Genomic DNA, 21,400 nt, shown 5'->3' with positions numbered 1-21,400 from the left:
CTTGGAGGGTTATATGTCAACAAGCAACGATCGCGTTCATCTAGAGCAAGTCGCTGAGCAGGCGATGAAGCGGATTTTTGCCACCTCGCCGGAAACAGCTGCGTTCCATCGTGGAGATTGGATCGACAGTGAATACTATCGCCGGCATCTCGTCGAAACCGTGTTGCGAATCCGGCTCAACAACGAAGTCGACGCATTCGCACTTTACAAAATCAGCTACAAGGACAACGTGCTCGCGCAGTTTCTCGCGCGATACCTCGCAGAAGAATACGGGCACGATGGGCTATTCTTGCGTGACATCGAGAAATTCGGCCTCTCCGCAACCGACGTCGACCGCACCGCGCCCTTTCACAGCACCGACAAATTAATTGGCTACCTCTATCTGAGCATCGGCCGCGACGGGCCACTGCCGACGATGGTGTGGAATTGGTTTGTCGAATGGTATTCGGATCGCTACAACAAGGTCATCACTGAAGCTGCGGCGCGCGCGTTCGGACACGATTATGTGAGGGGTTCGCTCGGCCACATTCACTACGACGAATCGCGCGATCACAATGAGCGGATGTGGGTCGCCCTGCAGCGGGCAATCGACAACTGGGGCGGAACGGAAAAAGCGGAGACCTATCTGTGCCACTTCGTCGAGCTGATCCACGAATACTTCGACGAATTACTGGTGACAACAGTGCCTCAAGCCGAACCGGTTGCCAGATAAGGAGCATCCGTATGACCGCCGTCATCGTAATTGAACCGGCGTCGTCGGGCGCGTCGCTTATCGCCGCTGCTGCGCGCCTCGGTGTCGCCGCACATGTGTTTTCTGCCAACCGTGACGAGCGCGTCGTTCTGCCTGCACTTCGCAACGCCGCCGCATCGTTCACCGCGGTGGACACCGCTTCCCCAGACGCGGTCGCCGCAACTGCGCGCGCCATGCGCGTCGACGCAATCGTGCCCGGGTTCGAATACACAGTCGGCGTAGCCGCGCAAGCGGCGGCCCGGCTCGGTCTTCCCCATTTGCCGCCTGAAGCGGCAGCGCTAACTCAAGACAAGTACCACAGCCGCTTGCACCTCGCAACTATGGGACTGGCGGTGCCACAGTTCGCTCAAATCGCAGATCCCCGCGACATCCTGACGGCCGCGTCGCAGGTCGGCTTCCCAGCCGTTCTCAAGCCTGTGGACGGCTGCGGTAGCCAACTGGTGACGCGCGTCAACTCGCTTGCCGAGCTGCAGTTCGCGGTCGAGCGCGCCATGCACCAAGGCGTTGTAGACATGGGCCGCAAGATTGGCAACGTTTTGCTGCTTGAGCAATATCTCGAGGGTCCGGAGTATAGCATTGAAGGTTACATCGACGGGCGCGGGCCGCGTGTTGTCGCTGTAACCGAAAAGCTGCTGAGCGCCGAGCCGTATTTCGTCGAGATGGGACACACAGTTGAAGCGGCGCTGACGCCAGAGCACCGAGCGGCACTGGTCGCATACATCGAAAAAATCACAGCACGAATCGGCCTTACACTCGGCGTCTTCCATGCGGAGGCCCGCATCACACGTGACGGTCCGGTGCTAATCGAGATCGCCGCGCGGCTCGGAGGAGACCGCATCTACCGTCTAGTTGAACTCAGCAAGTCACTCTCGTTGCCGGAAGTGATGATACGCAGCCATCTCGGCGACGCCAATCCGGCGCCCGGCTATGACACAGAGGTCACGACGTGCGCGAGCGGTGTGCGGTTCCTCGCGCCTGTAACGGGCCGCTTCGCCAGCGCCGCCGCGGTCGAACGCGTGCGCGCAATGCCCGGTTTCGAGGAGATCGAGGTCCATTCGCACATCGGCGGTGCCGTGCCACACCCGACGGATTTTCGTGGCCGCGCCGGACATCTGCTGTTTACCGCTGCCGATCGCCCGACGCTTGATTTGCGTCTCGCCGAGGCGCAAAGCGCTCTCAGATTAAATCGCACCCTTGATGATATCTGAAAATTTCTCGACATGACAATCAGCCTGTCTTCCAAGAGTAGACGCATCGTTGTGCTTAATCGTTGGTCCGACGACTTCGCCGCCTACCATCGCTATATCGACCATGCCGTGCACGACGTGGCATACGTCTGCACGCCACACGCTGCGGCAGCACTGCGCGGGTCGCGCATCATTCACATTGAACAGCTACCCGATTTCGGCGATGAAGATGCGCTGCACGCGGCCGTGCGCGCCTGCAGCTCAGCACTGGGCGGCATCGACAGGCTCGTCGCGCTGTCCGAATTCGACCTGATGGCGGCCGCGCGGCTCCGCAATTCGTTCAGTATCCCTGGTGACCTGCCTGACGCAGTCGTCCGGTTTCGCGACAAGGCGGTCATGAAGTACGCCGTCGTGACAGCCGGCCTGCGTGCGCCGCGCTTCGCAGCGCTGGAAAATCCGACCTCTCCCGATGCGGAGCCGATCGATACAATGCGTTTTCCGCTCATCGTAAAGCCGCGCACCGGTGCCGCAAGCGTAGGTGTACGGCGCGTCGACACGGAGGCGCAGTTCAATGCACTGTTGCCGACTCTACCGCTCGTTGAGTACGAATGCGAGGAGTACATCGAAGGAACGATCTATCACGTTGACGGCTTCGTTGTTGACGGTGCATTTGTGATCGCGCGCGCGTCCCGCTATATCAACACTTGCCTCGAGTTCGCGCAGGGCAAACCACTCGGCTCCGTAATGCTTGATCCCGGGCCGCTGAATGATGCGCTGCTCGCGTTTGCAGATGCCAGCCTGCGTGCGCTCGCGTTGGTCAATGGACCGTTCCATCTTGAGATCATTCGAGGCCCCGACGCCCTGTACTTCCTCGAGATCGGTGCGCGCGTGGGTGGGGGGGAGATCCCTTTCCTGTTTCGCGATCTGTACGGTATTGACCTGTTCGCCTTGTGGGTCGCGCAGCAGTCAGGTGACGAGGCATGTTTCGCGGAGCAAACGCGAGCCGCGTTCGCCGCATCGACGTTGCGCGCTCGCGGCGGATTCCTGATGCTGCCGGAGCCAGTCGGCAAGGTGTTCGTCGGTGCGCAATTGCCGCAAGGAATCGCGGCGCTCTATGAAACCGTCTTGCCAAAACAACATCATGTCTTCGACGGCGCTGGCGGCTACGATACGATCCTCGCGCGCTTTCGCTACCGGGGTGCATCAGAACACGAAATCGCCGTGGCAATTTACGCGACGTTGCGGGATTTTCGCTTCACACTCGCGGAGGTCGCGACACTCGCGACCTTTGAAAAAGGAACTCGGCACGACCCGAATTCACCGTGAAGCCATCGATACTAGCCAGCCACGAGGCTTTGCGCCTCCTGTAATAACAGCTCGCGCATCCAGATGCTTGCAGGGTCACCGTTATGCAGCGCGGGCCATTGGATCGTTTCAGTGAACGAGGAAAGGGGCAGTGGTACCTGGACGATCCGCAGCGGAACCACTTCGGCGAAATGCCTTGCCAGCCTCATAGGGATCGTTGCTATACGGTTCGTACGCGATAGCATGGATGGAACCAGATCAAAGGTCGGCACGACAACCTCTTCGCGCCTCTTTAGACCGAGATCGAGTAAGAAAAACTCCTCGATCGAGGGCCTGCGCGCCCGTCCGAACCTCACTGTCACGTGTCCCATCGACATGTACTTCTCCAACGGGAGCCGCCGCGACAACTGTTTGTTTGTTGGACATCCGACACATACGAGCTTCTCCTCGAAGAGCGCCGCTTTGGGGTGAGAATCTGCCAGCAACAGCTCCGGCAAAATCAGAAAATCGGCGTCACCTCGACGAAGCAACTCGCCGGGTTCGTCGTCAGGAAAAAGCAATTCAAAACTCACTGAGGGAGCTTCGCGTGCGACACGTTTTACGACATTCTGGAAATAAACAAGTGTCATGAAATCAGAAAGGCAGACCCTAAAGCGGCGATTCGATTTGGCCGGTTGGAAGACGTCGCGTGAAATGATCGAAAGCTGGATGTGCGACAGAGCTTCCCGAACCGGGCCTGCGAGTTCCATTGCCCGAGCTGTCGGGACAAACTCGCGACCCCTCATCACGAACAGGTCATCACCAAAATAGTCTCGTAACCGGCCGACTGCTGCACTCATGGCAGGTTGACTCAAATTGATGTTCCGCGCCGCGACCGTCAGATTGCGTTGCGTCATCAGCGCATCCAGCGCAACAAGAAGATTGAGATCGAGGCCTTTGAAGCGCATGTTCAGGTATTCGCTGTGTGGATGCAACGTATCGAAACAATCGATTGTACAAATTAATTGTCGTCGCGCAAAGTTACGCCTACCGATACTAAAGGCGCAAGAGGTCGCACGAAGATTTTATTCGAATTACTGACCGACCGTTTTCGCAAAGTCCCAAATTGTGAGTTATAGACAGATTTTCACCTCCTCAAAAGGGGCGTTTTCTGCACACCACCATGAATAGTCGATGGCTTATGAGATGAAGGATGACACACCACAACGAGACGAGACGAGTGCGAACCGGTTCGATTGCCTGTCCGATGTGCCGGACAACTTTGAACGCCAACACCAATCCCGTCAGGTTTACCTTACCTTCGATGACGGTCCAGATCTAGTATGGACGCCCAAGATACTTGACGTATTGGCGCAGCACCAAGTGCCGGCAACGTTCTGCGTCCTTGGCGCTTACGCGGCAAGTCATCCGCAGTTGATAGAACGGATCATCGCTGAAGGTCACGAGATCGCCAATCACACGATGACGCATCGGGATCTTTCAAAATGCGAACAGGAACAGACACGGCGTGAGATATTGGAAGCGAACGCGATATTCAAGCGGACATGCCCTGCCGCAACAGTGCGGTATATGCGCGCGCCATACGGAATATGGACGAAAGAAGTAATTGCCGAATCGACAAAGGCAGGATTGACGGCACTTCACTGGTCGATAGACCCGCGAGATTGGTCTCGCCCCGGTGTCGACGCGATTGTGCACGCTGTGCTGGCGTCCGCGCAGCCAGGCTCTATTGTTCTTTTACACGATGGGAGCCCTCCTGGAGAGTGGGATTCGAATGCTCGCACCACATCGCGCGATCAGACCGTCACGGCGCTGTCGCGCCTGATTCCAGCATTGAAGGAACGCAGGTTTGTAATCAGTTCACTGCCCTGATGTGGACAAATTGAACCGATAAGCACTCCTGCAAACATCTGTATTAAGGCTCGTTTACCTCATTAAAGAGGTTACTCCAACCATGAGCAGCAGCTTGTAAACGGCTTTGAAACGGATTAGTAATATCACCGGCGTCAGGAAATCCTGACGCAATAAAGAGGAAGCACTGACAGAGCTTTCTGCATCGGCCGATGGATATATTATTTGCCAGCTCGCTATCATGGGCGTGCACTAGTTGAGGATCCGAGCGACGAGAGAGCGCAAGATTCCGCAGTCTCGCCAAGATATAGCGAGACATCCACGGATGCAGGCGGATTAGAGACACCCTTGCCCACTACCGACAGGAACTTCGCGAGCAAATCTTTAGCATTTTCCACCTGTTCCTTCTCTGGATCACGGCAGGCCTGTAGTCAGATCATTTCTTAACGCCACTTAGCAAACTGACCTCGATGAACATCCCTGCCACAATCAACACGACCTCCGTTCTGTTGTACGCATTGCTTTCGACCATTTATAAAAGCGCGCAGGTTCTGCACGCCATGCCGTCCAGCGGGCCGCCTGCGAGAAGCAAATCGACCAACTCCAACTCCCTGCCCGACGTCGACGTTATTGTGCCGTGCTTCAACGAAAACCCGGACACACTGCGGGCGTGCCTCGCTTCAATCGCGACTCAGGAGTATGCCGGCCCCTTTAAAGTCCACGTCGTCGATGACGGTTCAGCCAATCGTGACGCGTTGAGAATGGTGTACCACGAGTACGAGCACGATCCGAGATTCAATTTTGTTCTCCTTCCCCGGAACGTAGGAAAACGCAAGGCACAAATCGCTGCGATCCGTTCCTCGTCTGCGGAACTGATACTTAACGTCGACTCAGATACGACCCTAGCGCCCGATGTCGTGAAGAAACTCGTACTAACAATGAGTGACCCGGCGATCGGGGCCGCCATGGGTCAATTGACAGCAAGCAATCGCCGCGACACATGGTTGACCCGTCTGATTGATATGGAATACTGGCTCGCCTGCAACGAAGAGCGTGCCGCTCAAGCCCGTTTCGGTGCCGTTATGTGCTGCTGCGGTCCATGCGCCATCTATCGACGATCCGCGCTTCTTTTGCTGCTGAACCAGTACGAGACTCAGACGTTCCGCGGAAAACGCAGTGACTTTGGCGAAGATCGCCATTTGACAATTCTTATGCTGGCAGCTGGTTACCGAACGGAGTATGTTCCAGACGCGATCGCAGCTACCGTTGTACCAGACAAGCTGTGGCCATATCTGCGTCAACAACTACGTTGGGCACGCAGCACTTATCGCGACACGCTGCTTGCGCTGCGCCTCCTGCCTCGTCTCGATCGTTACCTTACGCTGGACGTGATCGGGCAAAACGTAGGGTCGCTTTTACTTGCCGTGTCAATGCTCGCCGGGCTCCTGCAGATCGTTCTGACAGCCTCGGCACCGTGGCAGGCATGCTTTCTGATCGCCTCAATGACTATGATCCGCTGTTCCGTGGCCGCAGTTCGGTCTCGAGAACTTCGATTTCTCGGATTTTCCGCGCACACATTTATCAACCTTTTGTTATTGCTTCCTGTAAAGGCCTACGCATTGTGTACGTTGAGTAACAGCAACTGGCTTTCCCGAGGCTCGGCCGCCGACTGTTTCGAACACGTCGATCCGCCTGGACACGCTGTGACAACAGACGCTGCTGTATCGACGGGTACGGATGCGCAGTGTGACCGGCAGTGCAGGACACCGTCATTCGGAACGTCCGACAATGTAGTCCGTAGTGAGTGATACGTAAGATCTCGCGCGCAAAACGGGATCTTCTTTTAACGAAGCCACATCTCGACCTCTCGTTCAATGGCTGCTGCAGCGATAACGTTTACTAGCGTCAGGAAGTTATATAACGGCAAACAGGTCGTTAACGGACTTTCATTTCGCGTCGAGCGCGGCGAATGCTTTGGCCTACTGGGACCTAACGGCGCAGGCAAGAGCACGACCGCGCGCATGGTCCTCGGTATGGCCTCGCCTGACGCAGGTACGATCACTGTTCTTGGAGAGCCCGTGCCCGTACGCGCGCGCCTGGCACGGCGGCGTATCGGCGTAGTTCCGCAATTTGACAACCTTGAACCCGGGTTCACGGTGCGCGAGAACCTGCAGATATTCGGGCGCTACTTTGGCATGAGCGCCGACGAGGTCGAAGCGGTGATTCCGTCGCTGCTTGAATTCGCGCACCTGGAGAGCAAGGCTCACGCGCGCGTCGCAGAATTATCTGGCGGCATGAAGCGTCGGTTAACCATCGCCCGGGCGCTTATCAACGACCCACAACTGCTGATAATGGACGAGCCTGCGACCGGTCTTGATCCACATGCGCGCCGCCTCGTCTGGGACCGCTTGCGCTCTCTACTTGCGCGCGGCAAGACAATCCTTCTAACTACTCACTTCATGGAAGAGGCTGAGCGATTGTGCGATCGACTCTGTGTGATTGACAAAGGACGCAGCATTGCGGAAGGTGCCCCTCATGCGCTAATCCATCAACAAATTGGAAGCCACGTGCTGGAGATATACGGCGGCGATTCGCACGAACTGCGTGCATTGCTTGAGCCCTACGCGCAGCGCATGGAGGTGAGCGGCGAGACGCTGTTTTGCTATGCAGCCGACCTGGAACAGGTGCGCATGCAGTTGTGCAAGCGAACGGGTCTGCGCGTTCTGCAACGCCCCGCAAACCTGGAAGACGTGTTTCTTCGGTTGACTGGACGGGATATGAAGGACTAAATGATGCGCGAAGTTTTCGTGATGGCTATGCCCACCAACACTTGGAACTGGCGCATGGTATGGCGCCGCAATTATCTAGCGTGGCGAAAAACTGCACTCGTTTCGCTTATCGGTAACCTTGCGGACCCGATGATGTATCTGTTCGGATTAGGTTTCGGCGTGGGAATAATGATAGGCCGCATCGAAGGCACTTCCTACGTAGCCTTTTTGGCGGCTGGAATGGTAGCGACAAGCGCAATGACTTCCGCGACGTTCGAAACGATTTATGCGACTTTCGCTCGCATGCACATTCAGCGCATGTGGGAAGCAGTCTTGTGTACTCAACTCACGATCGGCGACGTCGTTCTCGGTGAATTGGCTTGGGCAGCAACAAAAGCCCTTTTGGCCGGCACGGCTGTTACGGTGGTTGCCACGACGCTGGGCTATGCGGCCTTTCCGGGCATTCTTTATGTCATTCCTGTCGTTATCTTAACTGGCCTCGCCTTCGCGAGTATTGCCATGGTCCTCATCGCGATCGCGCCGAGTTATGATTACTTTATCTTCTATCAAACACTTGTTCTGACACCCATGCTTTTTCTGAGCGGTGTCGTCTTTCCGGTCGCCCATCTTCCAGGTGCATTTCGACAGCTTGCGCGATTCTTGCCGCTCACACATTCCGTTGAACTCATCCGCCCTGCGATGCTTGCGCGCCCAGCCGCCGGAATCGGCCTGCATGTGATTGCGCTTTTCGTCTACACAGTCTTGCCATTCTTTCTGTCAACAGTACTGTTTCGCCGACGTCTCCTATCTTGACGCAGATGATTGGAAACCGAGCAGGATCAGATCCTTGTAATGAACTAGACAGGAATCAGTTTAGAACCATCGCTTCCGATCCTGTTGAAGATACGCTATGACCCATCCTATGCTGATAATTAATCCGTTTGTAATCCTCGGGATGCCAAGGACGGGCACACATTACCTTGAAGAATTGCTAAACGAACATCCCAACGTATCAAGCAATGGCGAGTTGCTCAATCCTTACGACGCGATCTGGCACAATCGCAAACGCTTGCTACTTACTGATCACGAACTCCTCGAACTCGCCTATCTACACTATCCCGCCCGAGCCGGGAAGAACGCGATCACACACGTCGGTTGCAAGATCAACCAACCTCAGCTTCAGGAACGTCCAGGGTTTTTTGATGAGTTGGCTAGATGGCCATACCTCAAGGTGATGCTTGTGATCCGCAGAAATACATTGGAATCGTTGCGATCGTTTATGCAGGCAAGGCAAAGTGGTCAATGGTTAAAGTTTGGCGCAGGCAACGACTCCGGTCCGCCTCCTCAGGTAACCTTAAAAATTAAAGACTGTGAGGACTATCTCAAAGCTGCTGACGATTTCCACCGACTGGTGATGGACTCATTCGCACCAGCGAACATTCTTACCGTCGAGTATGAAAGTCTGCTGGACAATCCTGCTTCATGTCTGCAAGCGGTTTGGTCTTTCCTCGAAATTTTTGTGCGTCCATACTCTGGCAGCACAGCCCTTCAACGTCAGGAAGTGAGGCCACTGGAACAAACGGTACTCAATTTTGAGGAGTTGAAGCGTCACTTCGCAGGCGGGCAGTACGAGAGCTTCTTCGAAGGTGGGAAGATCGATGTTTAAACACCCCTTACGAATAACTCGATCGCATAACCCACCTGTTGACAGATCATTTTAAGTGTCGTCGTGTCTCTAAGCGAGATCTGTTTAGCTAACAAATGATCGGTTTGATTAATCCTTGCGTTCCCTTATAGCCATAGAAAACTGATGCGCACCATCGGTATGTCTGGCCGCTCGCGCAGCAGGCGATGAACGCGTCAAAACGAGGTAACTGTGCATGTCCTCAAAAGTGCAGTGGAGATTGTGCTGGGAAAATGAGCTTGAACTCACCGATCACATCGAGTTGGCCCGATTCTTCCGAACGACGTATGGGCCGACCGGGGCTTTCAACGCAAAACCGTTCGAGGGTGGTCGAAGTTGGGCCGGTGCGCGGCCCGAACTCCGCGCCATCGCCTACGATTCGAGGGGTGTTGCAGCTCACATGGGATCGCTTCGTCGTTTCATCAAGGTAGGCTCGGTCGATGTACTTGTAGCCGAATTGGGACTGTATGGGGTGCGTCCGGATCTCGAAGGGTTCGGAATCGGTCATTCGATCCGCGCGATATATCCAGTGCTGCAAGAACTCCGCGTCCCATTTGCGTTTGGCACAGTCCGGCATGCCTTAAAGAATCACTTTGCCAGATTGTTTCGGAATGGAATGGGGACAATCTTGGATGGGGTGCGCGTGCGATCAACGCTCCCAAACGTTCATCTTGACTTACCTCCTACGCGCATTGAAGACGTGCTGGCTGTGATTTTGCCGATCGGTAGCCCGCTGAACGAGTGGCCGGACGGCGCCGCCATCGAGCGCAACGGACCCGAGCTGTGAGGCACGCCGGTTCTGTCCGGAAAGCAACGCGTCCCGCATAGCGCATCGTACAACGACGTTGTAGTGGACTACTAGTAAGGTAGATCAAATTGAGAAATGTAACGAATTTTGAATTACTGCGTCGAGAATTGGACGCGGACGACCCGTGGCAACTGGACAGTAATCCCTTCGAACTCCAACGCCATGAGCAAATGCTCCGAATGTCACTCGTCGACGGATCTGTCTCCAACGCGTTAGAAGTCGGATGCGCGGGAGGAGCGTTTACGGAAAGATTGGCACCTCATTGCCAACGGCTCACCATTATCGACGTTATGCCACAAGCGCTCTCGAAAACACGCGAACGTCTGAAGGAGCCACCGAACACGGTCTGGATTGTTTCAGACGTACAGCATTTTTTTACCCTCGACAAGTTCGATCTGATCGTAGTGGCGGAAGTTCTTTATTACCTCGGCAACATCGAGGAGGTGCGCGCCGCTATTCGCAATCTGGTACGGATGCTTGTACCTGGTGGCCGATTGATATTCGGGTCGGCGCGTGACGCCAGTTGTCGGCGGTGGGGACACCTTGCCGGTGCAGAAACGGTCTTGGAAATTCTGAAAGAAGAACTGACCGAAGTTGAGCGCGTGGAGTGCGTCGGTGAGTCGCCCAATGAAAACTGTCTGCTCGCGCGCTTCCGGAACCGGGCTTTCCTTTCGCCTCAACCCAATTACCCTCTTTGAGTAGGGGATACTATGCGCATTTGTGGCCTCAAGCTGACACACGACGGAGCAATCGCCGTTGTCGAGGATGGAAAACTCGTTTTTTGCATCGAACAGGAGAAGCGGGAAAACAACCCGCGATACCAAAAAATCGAGAACCTGGATGCAGTTGCGGCCGCATTGAGCGAAGGTGGCTTGCGTGTCGAAGATATAGACCAGTTTGTTGTCGACGGCTGGGACGGCGAAGTGGAGTCACAGTTTCGGATGGTCAGTGGCTCCACGCTGGTCAGCCTAAATGGCGCCCCCTATATCGAACGCAAAGTGGACCATCTTCTTGCCTCGGTCGACGGCACCGGACTGCTGGTCGGCGGAGCGTCACGTACATATAAAAGCTATCCTCATGTGTCAGGCCATATTGCCTCCGCGTACTGCACCAGCCCGTTCGCGCGGAGCGAGCAGCCCGCGTTCTGCCTGGTCTGGGATGGTGGAATGGTGCCGAGGCTGTACCACGTACAACGCCACGGAGCGCGCCTCGTTGACTGCCTGTTTCCGGTCATCGGCCAAATATACGCTGCGGCAGGTCATCATTTTGGGCCCTATAAGAAGGCGGACGGCGCGGAGTGGGATCTTGGCGTGGCCGGCAAGCTTATGGCATATATCGCGCTCGGGTCCCTCGATGAAGACATCGTCACTGAGTTTCATCGGCTTTACCAGGAACGCTTTGCCGGCGATACGGAAATTGCGCGAAATTACCGCCAGAATGTCCATATTCCGGAAACATCGCTCGCCGCTGTACGCGACTTCTTCGAAGCAAGCCTGCCACAACTAAAGACCAAGCCTCACGAAGACGTACTCGTCTCCTTTCATGTATTCCTTGAGCGTCTTCTCGTTCACGAAATGGGAATGGCGCTCCAGCGACATTCGATTCCGGGGCCGCGAAATTTGTGTATCTCTGGCGGATGCGCACTCAACATCAAATGGAATAGCGCATTACGTGCGAGTGGCCTGTTCGACGCAATCTGGGTCCCGCCCTTTCCGAATGATAGCGGATCGGCGATTGGCGCCGCTTGTTGCGCGATGGCCGCGGACAAAGGCTTCGTACCGTTGGAATGGTCGGTCTATAGCGGAGCAGCCGTGAAAACCGGCGACGTGCCGGCCGGATGGACGGCGTCTCCTTGCTCCATTGCGGAACTCGCCCGGATACTCGCGGATAATGAACCCGTCGTTTTTCTTGCCGGCCGCGCCGAGCTGGGGCCTCGAGCATTGGGTGCCAGAAGCATCCTGGCCGCTGCGACTTCGCCCGCAATGAAGACTATTCTCAACGATATCAAGCATCGAGAGCATTTCCGCCCCGTGGCACCAATATGTCTCGAAGACCGTGCTCCTACCGTATTTTGCCCCGGTACTCCAGATCCCTACATGCTGTTCGATCATCACACGCGCGCGGAATGGCAGGACAAGGTTCCTGCCGTTGTGCACCTCGACGGGTCGGCTCGATTGCAGACTATCGCAAGAACTTCCGAGCATCCGGTAGCCCAACTGCTGATCGAATACGAAAAGCTCACAGGTCTTCCATTGCTCTGCAATACCAGCGCCAATCATCACGGGCGAGGCTTCTTCCCGGACGCTGCTTCAGCCTGTAAATGGGGACGCGTCGAACATGTCTGGTGCGACGGTCTTCTATTGAGCAAGGCATGCGGCACCGGCCTGCCATCGTCAACCGACGAACCCGCCTGCTATGCACCAGTATGAGTGGGAAACGACTTCGCCGCTCGGCATATTCCAATTCGCTGCGCTGGGGCCTTGACTGATAGGCGGCAACCTGCCGCGTCGACAGAAGAGTGGGATGTCCATTTCCTGATCTTCCACGCTTACAGTAACTGGCGTCACGCTGCTGCAATGCTTGAGCGCGCGTACCCGAATTCCAGCAACCATCCCCAACCCGCTTACGTAGGCGTGTATGACGAACGAGGCATCGACTTCACATCTTTACGCACACGACTTTCGCATTGATCCTGAGTCGAGACGACGGTTGCTGCGACAAACGCCCGCCATTCTGTGGTTCACCGGTCTATCCGGGTCTGGAAAATCGGCTATCGCCGATGGGGTTGAGGCACGTCTTCATGTGTCCGGCCGCCTCACCTACACTCTCGATGGCGACTCCGTCAGGCTTGGTCTTTGCAAGGACCTCGGCTTTAGCGATGATGATCGACACGAGAACGTACGGCGCGTTTCGGAAGTTGCAAAATTGATGGCTGACGCCGGCCTCGTTGTGCTGGTGTGTCTCATCTCACCCTTCCGCTCGGACCGCGAACTCGCCAAGTCCATCGCAGGGAAGCATAACTTTGCTGAAATTCATGTCCACGCATCTTTGGCCGTAGCCGAGGCTCGCGATCCCAAAGGCCTTTATCGGCTCGCGAGACGTGGCGCAATCCAGCATTTCACCGGCGTCGACTCGCCATATGAACAGCCGACGGCACCAGACGTCTTCATCGACACTTGTTTGCTGTCGATTAATGAGGGCGTCGAAATTGTGTTGAACTGGCTTGACAGGCATTGACCATGCGCGAAGGATGTTCGCAACCTGTTATAAGATCCGCGCGCCCGAAGTTCCGCTGCGGAAGCGAGCCAAATATCGCTTCAAATCATTCATACCTTACATTGGCCTCCTTGCAGGAAGACCGGCGCAGCGGGGACGGGTAAGTTCTGCATCCGCAATTTTGATAACACGCCGCTCACGCGAACTAAGGTGGAAGGTGGATAGGTGTTCGATGACGTCAACCGCAGTTGGTCGCAGCCGTTTGCATCGGCAGCTTAGTAGTGCATTTCGGCGCCGTATAGCGCTTCACGTTTGCGCGCGCATCGCACTGGTTACAGTCCTGCTTTCACAGTTTTGTTTGCTGTCGGGTTGCGCGGTGGGCCCCGATTACCGCACGCCCCCCCCGCCCGCCACAGAGACGTACACGCCCACGCCGCTGCCCGACCAAACGGCGTCGTCGCCGGGCGCATCGGGCGTCCCCCAACAGTTCGTCGCCCGCCAGGACATTCCCGCGCAGTGGTGGACGCTCTTTCATTGCGAGCCGCTCGACGCGCTGATTCGCGAAGCGCTCGCCAACAGTCCCAACGTCGCTGCGGCGCAAGCGGCGCTCAGGCAGGCCGGCGAGAACCTGCGCGCGCAGATGGGCACCACGCTGTATCCGTCCGTCGATGCAAAGGCTAACGCGACACGCGAGAAATTCAATGGCGTCACGTTCGGCCAGCCCGGTCTACATAGAATATTGAATCTGTACAACGCGTCGGTAAACGTGTCGTATAACCTCGATGTGTTCGGCGGCGCAAGGCGCGAACTCGAATCGCTACGCTCGCAGGTCGATTACGAGGGCTTCCAGTTGCAAGCTGCGTATCTCGCGTTGTCGGCAAACATCGTGACGGCAGCTGCCAAGGAAGCGTCGCTGCGCGAGCAGATCGAAGCGACCGAACGCATCGCCACCGACGAGGACGCGCAGCTCGGCGTGTTGCGCAAGCAGTTCGAGCTTGGCGGCGTGAACCGCACCGCGGTGCTCTCGCAGGAAACGCTCGTCGCGCAGACGCGCGCGACGTTGCCGCCGCTGCGTCAGTCGCTCGATCAGACGCGTCATCAGCTCGCCGTTCTCGCGGGCAAGCCGCCAAGCGACACGGGTGTGCCCGAGTTCAGGCTGTCGATGTTCACGCTGCCGCAGAGCTTGCCCGTCAGCGTGCCGTCGTCGCTCGTGCGGCAGCGGCCCGACATCCTCGCCGCCGACGCCACGCTGCATCAGGCGAGCGCGCAGGTCGGAGTCGCGACGGCGAACATGTATCCGCAGCTCACGCTGTCGGCGGGCTACGGCCCGCAGGCACTAACGCCCGCGGGCCTGCTCAAGTACGCCGACATGATCTGGAGCATCGGCGCGGGCGTCACGCAGCCGATCTTTCGCGGCGGCCAGCTGAGCGCGCAAAAGCGCGCAGCCGATGCCGCCTTCGATCAGGCCAACGCACAATACCGGCAGACGGTGTTGCTGGCGTTCCAGAACGTCGCCGATACGTTGCGCGCGCTCGAACACGATGCCACCGGCCTGCGCGCGCAGACGGAAGCATGGCGCGCAGCGCGCGATTCGCTGGATCTGACGCGCGGCCAGTTTCGCATTGGCGGCGTCAGCTATCTGGCGTTGCTCGATGCGCAGCGCCAGTACCAGCAGACCGTCGTGAATCTCGCACAGGCGCAGGCCGCGCGCTATGCGGACACGGCGGCGCTGTTCCAGGCGCTCGGCGGCGGCTGGTGGAACGACACGGCGACGAGCCAGGCAGCCCAAGCCACGTCGGCACCGGCCCCGGCGTCTGCGGGGCCGCAATGAATCCTTTCTCAACCGCCGCGCGTCGCATGCGGTCAGAGGGCTGCGTCGAAGGACGAGTTTGTGTCTTATCAGTTTGCCGTGCAAGGAAAAGACGACGATGACAACGAAGAGACCCATGACCAGGCGGATGATCATCATGCTGATCTTCGTGTGCTTGCTGCTCAGTGCGCTGGTCGGCTTCAATCTGTTCAGGGCGCACATGATCAAAAAGTTCATGGCGAGCAATGCCGTGCCGCCCGCGACCGTCACGGCCGCTGTCGCAGGCTATCAGACGTGGCAGCCGCAGCTTGCCGCCGTGGGCAGCCTGCGCGCGGTGCGCGGCGTCGACGTGACGACGGAAGTGGCGGGGCTCGTGCGCGAAATCGCATTCAGCTCGGGCCAGGAAGTGAAGGCAGGCCAGGTGCTCGTGCGCCTGAACGACGATTCGGACCGCGCGCAGCTCGCGTCGCTGCAGGCCGCGGCGGAACTCGCGCAAACCGTCTATAAGCGCGACAAGGCTCAGTTCGACATTCAGGCGATTGCGAAGGCGCAACTCGACGCCGATGCCGCCGACCTGAAGAGCAAGAAAGCCCAGGTCGACCAGCAGGCCGCGCTCGTCGAAAAGAAAACGATACGCGCGCCCTTCGCGGGACGCGTCGGCATCACGACGGTCAACCCGGGCCAGTACATCAATCCGGGCGATGCGATCGTCACGCTGCAAGCCATCGATCCGATCTACGCCGACTTCTATCTGCCGCAACAGCAACTCGGACAATTGCAGGTCGGCCAGGCGATCGTCGTCGATACGAATGCGTTCAGCAACCGCACGTTCGACGGCAAGATCCGCTCGATCAATCCGCGCGTGGACAGCACGACGCGTAACGTGCAGATCGAAGCGACCGTCGACAACCGCGAGCGCAAGCTGCTGCCCGGCATGTACGCGAAAGTGAAGATCGACGCGGGCGCCGTGCAGCGCTATCTGACCTTGCCGCAAACGGCGATCACCTATAACCCGTACGGCGCGACCGTGTTCGTCGTGAAGCCCGGCGCGCAAAAGAATGCGCAAAACAAGATCATGCCCGTCGCGCAGCAGGTGTTCGTGGCGCCGGGGCCGACGCGCGGCGATCAGGTCGCGATTCTCAAGGGCATCGGCGAAGGCGCGCAGGTCGTGACGAGCGGCCAGTTGAAACTGAAGAACGGCACGCCGCTCGTGATCGACAACCGCGTGCTGCCCGCGGACAACCCGAATCCGACGCCTCAGGAACAATAAGAGGCCGCGCGATGAAATTCACCGACATCTTCATTGAACGCCCGGTGCTCGCATCGGTGGTGAGTCTGCTGATCCTCGTGCTCGGCTTGCGTTCGCTCTCCGCGCTGAAGGTCGGCGAATATCCGCAGACCGAAAACGGCGTGGTGACGATCACCACGTCGTACTACGGCGCGAGCGCCGACACGATGGCCGGCTTCATCACGCAGCCGCTCGAATCCGCGATTGCGCAGGCCCAGGGCATCGACTACATGTCGTCGACGAGCAGCACGGGCGTCTCGACGATCACCGCGACGCTGCGCCTGAACTACGACTCGAATCGCGCGCTGACGGAGATCAACACGCAGATCGCGTCGGTGCGCAACCAGTTGCCGCCGCAAGCGCAGCAGCCGGTGCTGACCGTGCAGGTGGGCCAGACCACCGACGCGATGTACATGGGCTTTTACAGCGACGTGCTGCCGAGCAACAACGTCACCGACTATCTGCTGCGCGTCGTGAAGCCGAAGCTCGATTCGATCCAGGGCGTGCAGATGGCGGAGATTCTCGGCGGCCGTCAGTTCGCGTTGCGCGCCTGGCTCGATTCGAACCGGCTCGCCGCGCACAACGTCACGGCCGCCGACGTCTCCACTGCCCTCGGCAACAACAACTATCTGGCGACGCTCGGCACGACCAAAGGCCAGATGATCAGCGTCGATCTGAATGCGGGCACGGACCTGCATTCCGTCGACGACTTCAAGAAGCTCGTCGTCAAGCAGAAGAACGGCGCGATCGTGCGCCTCGAAGATGTCGCGAACGTCGTGCTCGGCGCGGACAACTACAACTTCAATGTCGCGTTCAGCGGCAAGCGTTCGGTGTTCATCGGCATCAAGGTGGCGCCGGATGCGAACGTGCTCGACGTCGCGAAGCGCGTGAAAACAATCTTCCCGGACCTGCAGAAGCAGTTTCCGACAGGCATGACGGGCGACATCGTCTACGACGCGACCGACTTCATCAACACGGCGATCGACGAAGTGGTTAAGACGCTCGTCGAAGCGCTGCTGATCGTGACGGTCGTGATCTTCCTGTTCCTCGGCAGTTTCCGTGCGGTGATCGTGCCCGTGATCGCGATGCCGCTCTCGCTGATCGGCACGTTCTTCGTGATGCAGCTGTTCGGCTATTCGATCAATCTGCTGACACTGCTTGCGCTCGTGCTCGCGATCGGGCTCGTCGTCGACGATGCCATCATCGTGGTCGAGAACGTCGACCGTCATATGAAGGAGGAAGGCAAGCAGCCCCTCGAAGCCGCGCTGATCGCCGCGCGCGAACTCGGCGGACCGATTCTCGCGATGACGGTCGTGCTGGTTGCCGTGTACCTGCCGATCGGTTTCCAGGGCGGACTGACGGGCGCGCTCTTCACCGAATTCGCGTTCACGCTGGCGGGCGCCGTGACCGTATCGGGTGTGATCGCGCTATCGCTATCGCCGATGATGTGCTCGCGCTTTTTCCGCACGGACCAGGAGTCGGGCCGTTTCGCGCGCTTCGTCGACCGGCAGTTCGAGCGCGTGCATCGCGGCTATGGGCGTCTGTTGCATGCGATGCTCGACACGTGGCCTGTGTTCATCGTGATGGGCGCGCTGCTGTTGTGCGGCACCGTGTATCTCTTCACGACGTCGAAATCGGAGCTTGCGCCACAGGAGGATCAGGGCATCGTGCTGTCGCAGATCCAGGGGCCGCCGAACGCGACGATCCAGCAGATGCAGACTTACGCGGACCAGGTATTCGACATCTCGAAGCAGTTGCCGGAGTACTCGCAGATGTTCCAGCTGACGGGCGCGCCGACGCTGAACCAGGGCTATGGCGGCGTGCTCTTCAAGACGTGGGACAAACGCAAGAGAGGCGCGACACAATTGCAGAAGGAGCTTCAGCAGAAGTGGGACGGCATTGCGGGCGCACGCGTCGCCGCGTTCCAGTTTCCGCCGCTGCCGGGCGCGCAGGGCTTGCCCGTGCAGTTCGTCATCAGCACGACGGAGCCGTTCGAGAACCTCAATGAAGTATCGCAGGCCGTGCTGAACAAGGCACGCGAAAGCGGCATGTTCCTTTTCGTCGACAGCAACCTGAAAATCGACAAGCCCGAAAGCGTGCTGCTCGTGGACCACGACAAGGTCGCTTCGCTTGGGCTCTCGCAAAGCGATGTCGGGCACACGCTGGGCGCGGCGCTCGGCGGCAACTACGTCAACTACTTTTCGATCGCGGGCCGCTCGTACAAGGTGATTCCGCAGGTGCTGCAAACGGACCGGCTGAACCCGTCACAAGTGCTCGACTACTATTTGCGCACGCCCGATGGCAGCGTGATTCCCGCATCGACGGTCACGCATCTGAAGCAGACCATCGTGCCCGAGTCGATCAATCACTTCCAGCAGCTCAATTCGGCGACGATTTCCGGCGTGCTCGCACCAGGCATCTCGCAGGGCGAAGTGCTTGACTTCCTGCGCAAGGCCACCACCGACGTCGCGCCGACGGGCTACACGGCCGACTACTCGGGCCTGTCGCGGCAGTTCGTGCAGGAGTCCGGCGGCTTCGTGATCACGCTGCTGTTCGCGACGATCATCGTGTTTCTCGCGCTTGCTGCGCAGTTCGAGAGCTTCCGCGATCCTGTCGTGATCCTCGTGTCGGTGCCGATGGCGCTGTTCGGTGCGCTCATCTTCATCAACGTGGGACTCTCGACGCTCAACATCTACACGCAGGTCGGTCTCGTCACGCTGATGGGCCTCGTCAGCAAGCACGGCATCCTGATCGTGCAGTTCGCGAACGAGCTGCAACGCGCGGGACGCGGCAAGCGCGAGGCGCTCGAAGAAGCGGCCGGCGTGCGCCTGCGGCCGATCCTGATGACGACGGCGGCAATGGTGCTGGGCGTGCTGCCGCTCGTGATCGCGTCGGGCGCGGGCGCGGCGGGCCGCCATGCGATGGGGCTCGTCATCTTCTCGGGGCTGTCGATCGGCACGCTGTTCACGCTCTTCGTCGTGCCCGCAATGTATATGTTGTTGGGTGCAGACCATCACCTGAAGTCGAATCAAACGGGTGCAGTTTGATCCGACGATCTGCACAGGTGGGAACGATTCACACACAATCGGATGCTGGACATCGATCCTTACTGGTACGAGCCGCTCGATACAGATGTATTGCAGAACCAGGCCTTCCGCACCTCCCCAGTCTTCAGCTCCGAACGGCGACGGCTGGCACATGATGTTCATCACACGAGAGCCCGTGGGCCCAGCGATCGGACGCGGCGTGCTTGGGCATGCGGTGTCGCGCGATCTCGAACACAGATCGCTGCGCACGCCGCTGTTCCGCTCGAAGCTATTCGAGCAACTGGAAGTACCGCAGGTCTTCGAGCATCAGGGCCGCTGGTACTGCCTGTTCTGCACCGCGAAGGACCATATCGAGCCGATGTATTGCCGCAAGCGCATGTTCGCGTCCATGAAGGGCACGCACTATCTGATTGCCGATCATCCGCGAGGCAAATGGAAGCTGGTCGCGGAAGAAGACTTTCCAGTCGGCAATGCAGCGGATCGCTCTATTCCTCCCAGATCGGAGGGATCTCTGATCCGATGCCCGTCCATGTACTTGATGATGGCAGGGTTGCAGGTTGACGCGTCGCGTCGCGCTACGGGGTCGGTGGCCCCGACAGGTTGGGCGGGACAGCGGCAAGACCGGGACACGCGATGAAACTCAAAGATCTTGCGCACAAGCTTGGAATGTCGCGAACCACGGTCAGCCGTGCGCTCAACGGCCACCCGGAAGTGAGTGAGCGCACCCGTGAGCGAGTCATTGCGGTTGCGGCGAGCGTCGGCTACCGCCCCAATACGATGGCGCGGCACCTGGCAACCGGGCGCGCCGATGCTATCGGCATCATCTGTCCGCCCACGGCGCATGATCTAGGAGATCCATACTTCCTCGAAGTCGTGTCCGGCATGACTAAGGCCATCGAGTGCACCAACAAGGATCTAATCATTGCATCGGCCTCTAACGTCGACGAACTTCGTACCTACGAGCGGATGGCTGAAGGACGCCGCGTCGACGGCATGATCGTCACGCGTACCAAACTGAATGATCGCCGGCTGCAGTATCTTGTGAAAAAGGGCATCCCGTTCGTTGCGTACGGCCGCAGCATCCTTCCAGGTCCGTACTCCTGGTTTGATTTCGACACCGAGGCCGGAGTACGCCAGGCAGTCGAGCGGCTTGTGAACCTTGGCCACCGCCGGATCGCGTTGCTCAACGGACCATTGGAGTTGCATTTCACAACACAGGCGCGTAAAGGCTACATTGACGCCATGGCCGCCGCCGGTCTGCCCGTAAACGCGCGCTACATGATCGAAGGTACGCTCAGCCGCGCCAGCAGCTACGAAGCAATGACGCGTATTCTTTCATGCAATCCCAGACCGTCTGCCGTGATCGTGGACAACCCTCCATGCGGCGCCGGTGCCGTGCGTGCGCTTGTTGACGCCGGGGTTATGCTCGGAAGCGAAATGTCGATCATCGTCAATGGTGGCCTCCCTCCAGACACGCTCATGGGCTACAACTTCACAATCCTACAATGGGCCGTTCCGCATGATGTCGGTGTGACGATCGTTGAGTTAATGCTTGCAGTGCTCAACGGCAAGCCACCCGAGAAGCTGCACGTTCTTTGGCAGCCTAGCCTCGAGATCGGCAATTCGGACGGGCCCTGCATCGACTAGATATAGGTATTCACAAGGTTAGGGACACACAGAAATTA

The 21,400-nt window shown here is 58.2% G+C and carries 18 protein-coding genes; 17 read left to right on the top strand and 1 reads right to left on the bottom strand.

Annotated features, from left to right (window positions below):
* The first annotated feature begins 13 nt into the window (after positions 1-13).
* The 3 genes from BPHY_RS38115 to BPHY_RS38105 are packed head-to-tail and all read left to right on the top strand — an operon-like array spanning position 14 to position 3,264.
* Positions 14-712 (top strand): hypothetical protein, encoded by a 699-nt coding sequence (locus BPHY_RS38115; protein ID WP_012406754.1) that lies wholly within the window; start codon positions 14-16, stop codon positions 710-712.
* Between the two features lie 11 nt (positions 713-723).
* Positions 724-1,959: an ATP-grasp domain-containing protein gene (locus BPHY_RS38110; RefSeq protein ID WP_012406753.1), complete on the top strand. Its 1,236-nt coding sequence runs from the start codon at positions 724-726 to the stop codon at positions 1,957-1,959.
* 12 nt (positions 1,960-1,971) lie between these two features.
* Positions 1,972-3,264 carry an ATP-grasp domain-containing protein gene (locus BPHY_RS38105; RefSeq protein ID WP_012406752.1) on the top strand — a complete coding sequence of 431 codons (1,293 nt, stop codon included), beginning with the start codon at positions 1,972-1,974 and terminating at the stop codon, positions 3,262-3,264.
* A gap of 11 nt (positions 3,265-3,275) precedes the next feature.
* Here BPHY_RS38105 and BPHY_RS38100 read toward each other — a convergent pair whose 3' ends face one another.
* Positions 3,276-4,190: a LysR family transcriptional regulator gene (locus BPHY_RS38100; RefSeq protein ID WP_012406751.1), complete on the bottom strand. Its 915-nt coding sequence runs from the start codon at positions 4,188-4,190 to the stop codon at positions 3,276-3,278.
* A gap of 226 nt (positions 4,191-4,416) precedes the next feature.
* On the opposite strand from BPHY_RS38100, the gene nodB reads away from it, so the two are divergent.
* The 14 genes from nodB (at position 4,417) to BPHY_RS38030 (ending at position 21,362) form a co-directional block, all read left to right on the top strand.
* Entirely contained in the window at positions 4,417-5,115 is a 699-nt protein-coding gene (nodB, locus tag BPHY_RS38095; RefSeq protein ID WP_012406750.1) for a chitooligosaccharide deacetylase NodB, read from the top strand.
* A 449-nt stretch (positions 5,116-5,564) separates the two neighbouring features.
* Positions 5,565-6,902 carry a chitooligosaccharide synthase NodC gene (gene nodC, locus BPHY_RS38090; RefSeq protein WP_012406749.1) on the top strand — a complete coding sequence of 446 codons (1,338 nt, stop codon included), beginning with the start codon at positions 5,565-5,567 and terminating at the stop codon, positions 6,900-6,902.
* A 66-nt stretch (positions 6,903-6,968) separates the two neighbouring features.
* Positions 6,969-7,883, top strand: a complete 915-nt coding sequence (nodI, locus tag BPHY_RS38085) for a nodulation factor ABC transporter ATP-binding protein NodI (RefSeq protein WP_012406748.1) — start codon at positions 6,969-6,971, stop codon at positions 7,881-7,883.
* Positions 7,884-8,675: an ABC transporter permease gene (locus tag BPHY_RS38080; RefSeq protein WP_012406747.1), complete on the top strand. Its 792-nt coding sequence runs from the start codon at positions 7,884-7,886 to the stop codon at positions 8,673-8,675.
* A 97-nt stretch (positions 8,676-8,772) separates the two neighbouring features.
* Positions 8,773-9,528 carry a sulfotransferase gene (locus BPHY_RS38075; RefSeq protein WP_012406746.1) on the top strand — a complete coding sequence of 252 codons (756 nt, stop codon included), beginning with the start codon at positions 8,773-8,775 and terminating at the stop codon, positions 9,526-9,528.
* Between the two features lie 214 nt (positions 9,529-9,742).
* The gene (locus BPHY_RS38070; protein WP_012406745.1) at positions 9,743-10,333 is read left to right on the top strand and encodes a NodA family N-acyltransferase; all 591 of its coding nucleotides are present in this window, start codon (positions 9,743-9,745) and stop codon (positions 10,331-10,333) included.
* Between the two features lie 89 nt (positions 10,334-10,422).
* Positions 10,423-11,052, top strand: coding sequence for a nodulation methyltransferase NodS (gene nodS, locus BPHY_RS41090; protein WP_012406744.1), 630 nt, complete (start codon positions 10,423-10,425; stop codon positions 11,050-11,052).
* A gap of 12 nt (positions 11,053-11,064) precedes the next feature.
* Complete coding sequence (nodU, locus tag BPHY_RS38060; protein WP_012406743.1) at positions 11,065-12,783, top strand: nodulation protein NodU; 1,719 nt, start codon at positions 11,065-11,067, stop codon at positions 12,781-12,783.
* 208 nt (positions 12,784-12,991) lie between these two features.
* Positions 12,992-13,591 carry an adenylyl-sulfate kinase gene (gene cysC / locus BPHY_RS38055; RefSeq protein ID WP_012406742.1) on the top strand — a complete coding sequence of 200 codons (600 nt, stop codon included), beginning with the start codon at positions 12,992-12,994 and terminating at the stop codon, positions 13,589-13,591.
* Positions 13,592-13,802: 211 nt separating this feature from the next.
* A complete protein-coding gene (locus BPHY_RS38050) occupies positions 13,803-15,401 on the top strand; it encodes an efflux transporter outer membrane subunit (RefSeq protein ID WP_012406741.1) in 1,599 nt (532 codons plus the stop codon).
* A gap of 97 nt (positions 15,402-15,498) precedes the next feature.
* Positions 15,499-16,650, top strand: coding sequence for an efflux RND transporter periplasmic adaptor subunit (locus tag BPHY_RS38045; protein ID WP_012406740.1), 1,152 nt, complete (start codon positions 15,499-15,501; stop codon positions 16,648-16,650).
* Positions 16,651-16,661: 11 nt separating this feature from the next.
* Positions 16,662-19,715: an efflux RND transporter permease subunit gene (locus BPHY_RS38040; RefSeq protein WP_012406739.1), complete on the top strand. Its 3,054-nt coding sequence runs from the start codon at positions 16,662-16,664 to the stop codon at positions 19,713-19,715.
* 175 nt (positions 19,716-19,890) lie between these two features.
* Positions 19,891-20,352: a glycoside hydrolase family protein gene (locus BPHY_RS38035; protein ID WP_233445378.1), complete on the top strand. Its 462-nt coding sequence runs from the start codon at positions 19,891-19,893 to the stop codon at positions 20,350-20,352.
* Complete coding sequence (locus tag BPHY_RS38030; RefSeq protein WP_012406737.1) at positions 20,349-21,362, top strand: substrate-binding domain-containing protein; 1,014 nt, start codon at positions 20,349-20,351, stop codon at positions 21,360-21,362. The genes BPHY_RS38035 and BPHY_RS38030 overlap by 4 nt, the downstream gene beginning before the upstream one ends.
* Positions 21,363-21,400: the final 38 nt, after the last annotated feature.

This window comes from Paraburkholderia phymatum STM815 (assembly GCF_000020045.1).
GTDB classification, from domain to species: Bacteria; Pseudomonadota; Gammaproteobacteria; order Burkholderiales; family Burkholderiaceae; genus Paraburkholderia; species Paraburkholderia phymatum.
This window is presented reverse-complemented; position numbering and strand designations above follow the sequence as displayed.

Excerpts from the sequence above, each read along its gene's own strand:
- nodU (WP_012406743.1), top strand. The coding sequence starts at position 11,065 with ATGCGCATTTGTGGCCTCAAGCTGACACACGACGGAGCAATCGCCGTT.
- BPHY_RS38040 (WP_012406739.1), top strand. The coding sequence starts at position 16,662 with ATGAAATTCACCGACATCTTCATTGAACGCCCGGTGCTCGCATCGGTG.
- BPHY_RS38070 (WP_012406745.1), top strand. The coding sequence starts at position 9,743 with ATGTCCTCAAAAGTGCAGTGGAGATTGTGCTGGGAAAATGAGCTTGAA.
- BPHY_RS38115 (WP_012406754.1), top strand. The coding sequence starts at position 14 with ATGTCAACAAGCAACGATCGCGTTCATCTAGAGCAAGTCGCTGAGCAG.
- cysC (WP_012406742.1), top strand. The coding sequence starts at position 12,992 with ATGACGAACGAGGCATCGACTTCACATCTTTACGCACACGACTTTCGC.
- BPHY_RS38100 (WP_012406751.1), bottom strand. The coding sequence starts at position 4,190 with ATGCGCTTCAAAGGCCTCGATCTCAATCTTCTTGTTGCGCTGGATGCG.
- nodB (WP_012406750.1), top strand. The coding sequence starts at position 4,417 with ATGGCTTATGAGATGAAGGATGACACACCACAACGAGACGAGACGAGT.
- BPHY_RS38105 (WP_012406752.1), top strand. The coding sequence starts at position 1,972 with ATGACAATCAGCCTGTCTTCCAAGAGTAGACGCATCGTTGTGCTTAAT.
- BPHY_RS38030 (WP_012406737.1), top strand. The coding sequence starts at position 20,349 with ATGAAACTCAAAGATCTTGCGCACAAGCTTGGAATGTCGCGAACCACG.
- BPHY_RS38080 (WP_012406747.1), top strand. The coding sequence starts at position 7,884 with ATGATGCGCGAAGTTTTCGTGATGGCTATGCCCACCAACACTTGGAAC.
- BPHY_RS38075 (WP_012406746.1), top strand. The coding sequence starts at position 8,773 with ATGACCCATCCTATGCTGATAATTAATCCGTTTGTAATCCTCGGGATG.
- nodI (WP_012406748.1), top strand. The coding sequence starts at position 6,969 with ATGGCTGCTGCAGCGATAACGTTTACTAGCGTCAGGAAGTTATATAAC.
- BPHY_RS38050 (WP_012406741.1), top strand. The coding sequence starts at position 13,803 with ATGACGTCAACCGCAGTTGGTCGCAGCCGTTTGCATCGGCAGCTTAGT.
- BPHY_RS38045 (WP_012406740.1), top strand. The coding sequence starts at position 15,499 with ATGACAACGAAGAGACCCATGACCAGGCGGATGATCATCATGCTGATC.
- nodC (WP_012406749.1), top strand. The coding sequence starts at position 5,565 with ATGAACATCCCTGCCACAATCAACACGACCTCCGTTCTGTTGTACGCA.
- BPHY_RS38110 (WP_012406753.1), top strand. The coding sequence starts at position 724 with ATGACCGCCGTCATCGTAATTGAACCGGCGTCGTCGGGCGCGTCGCTT.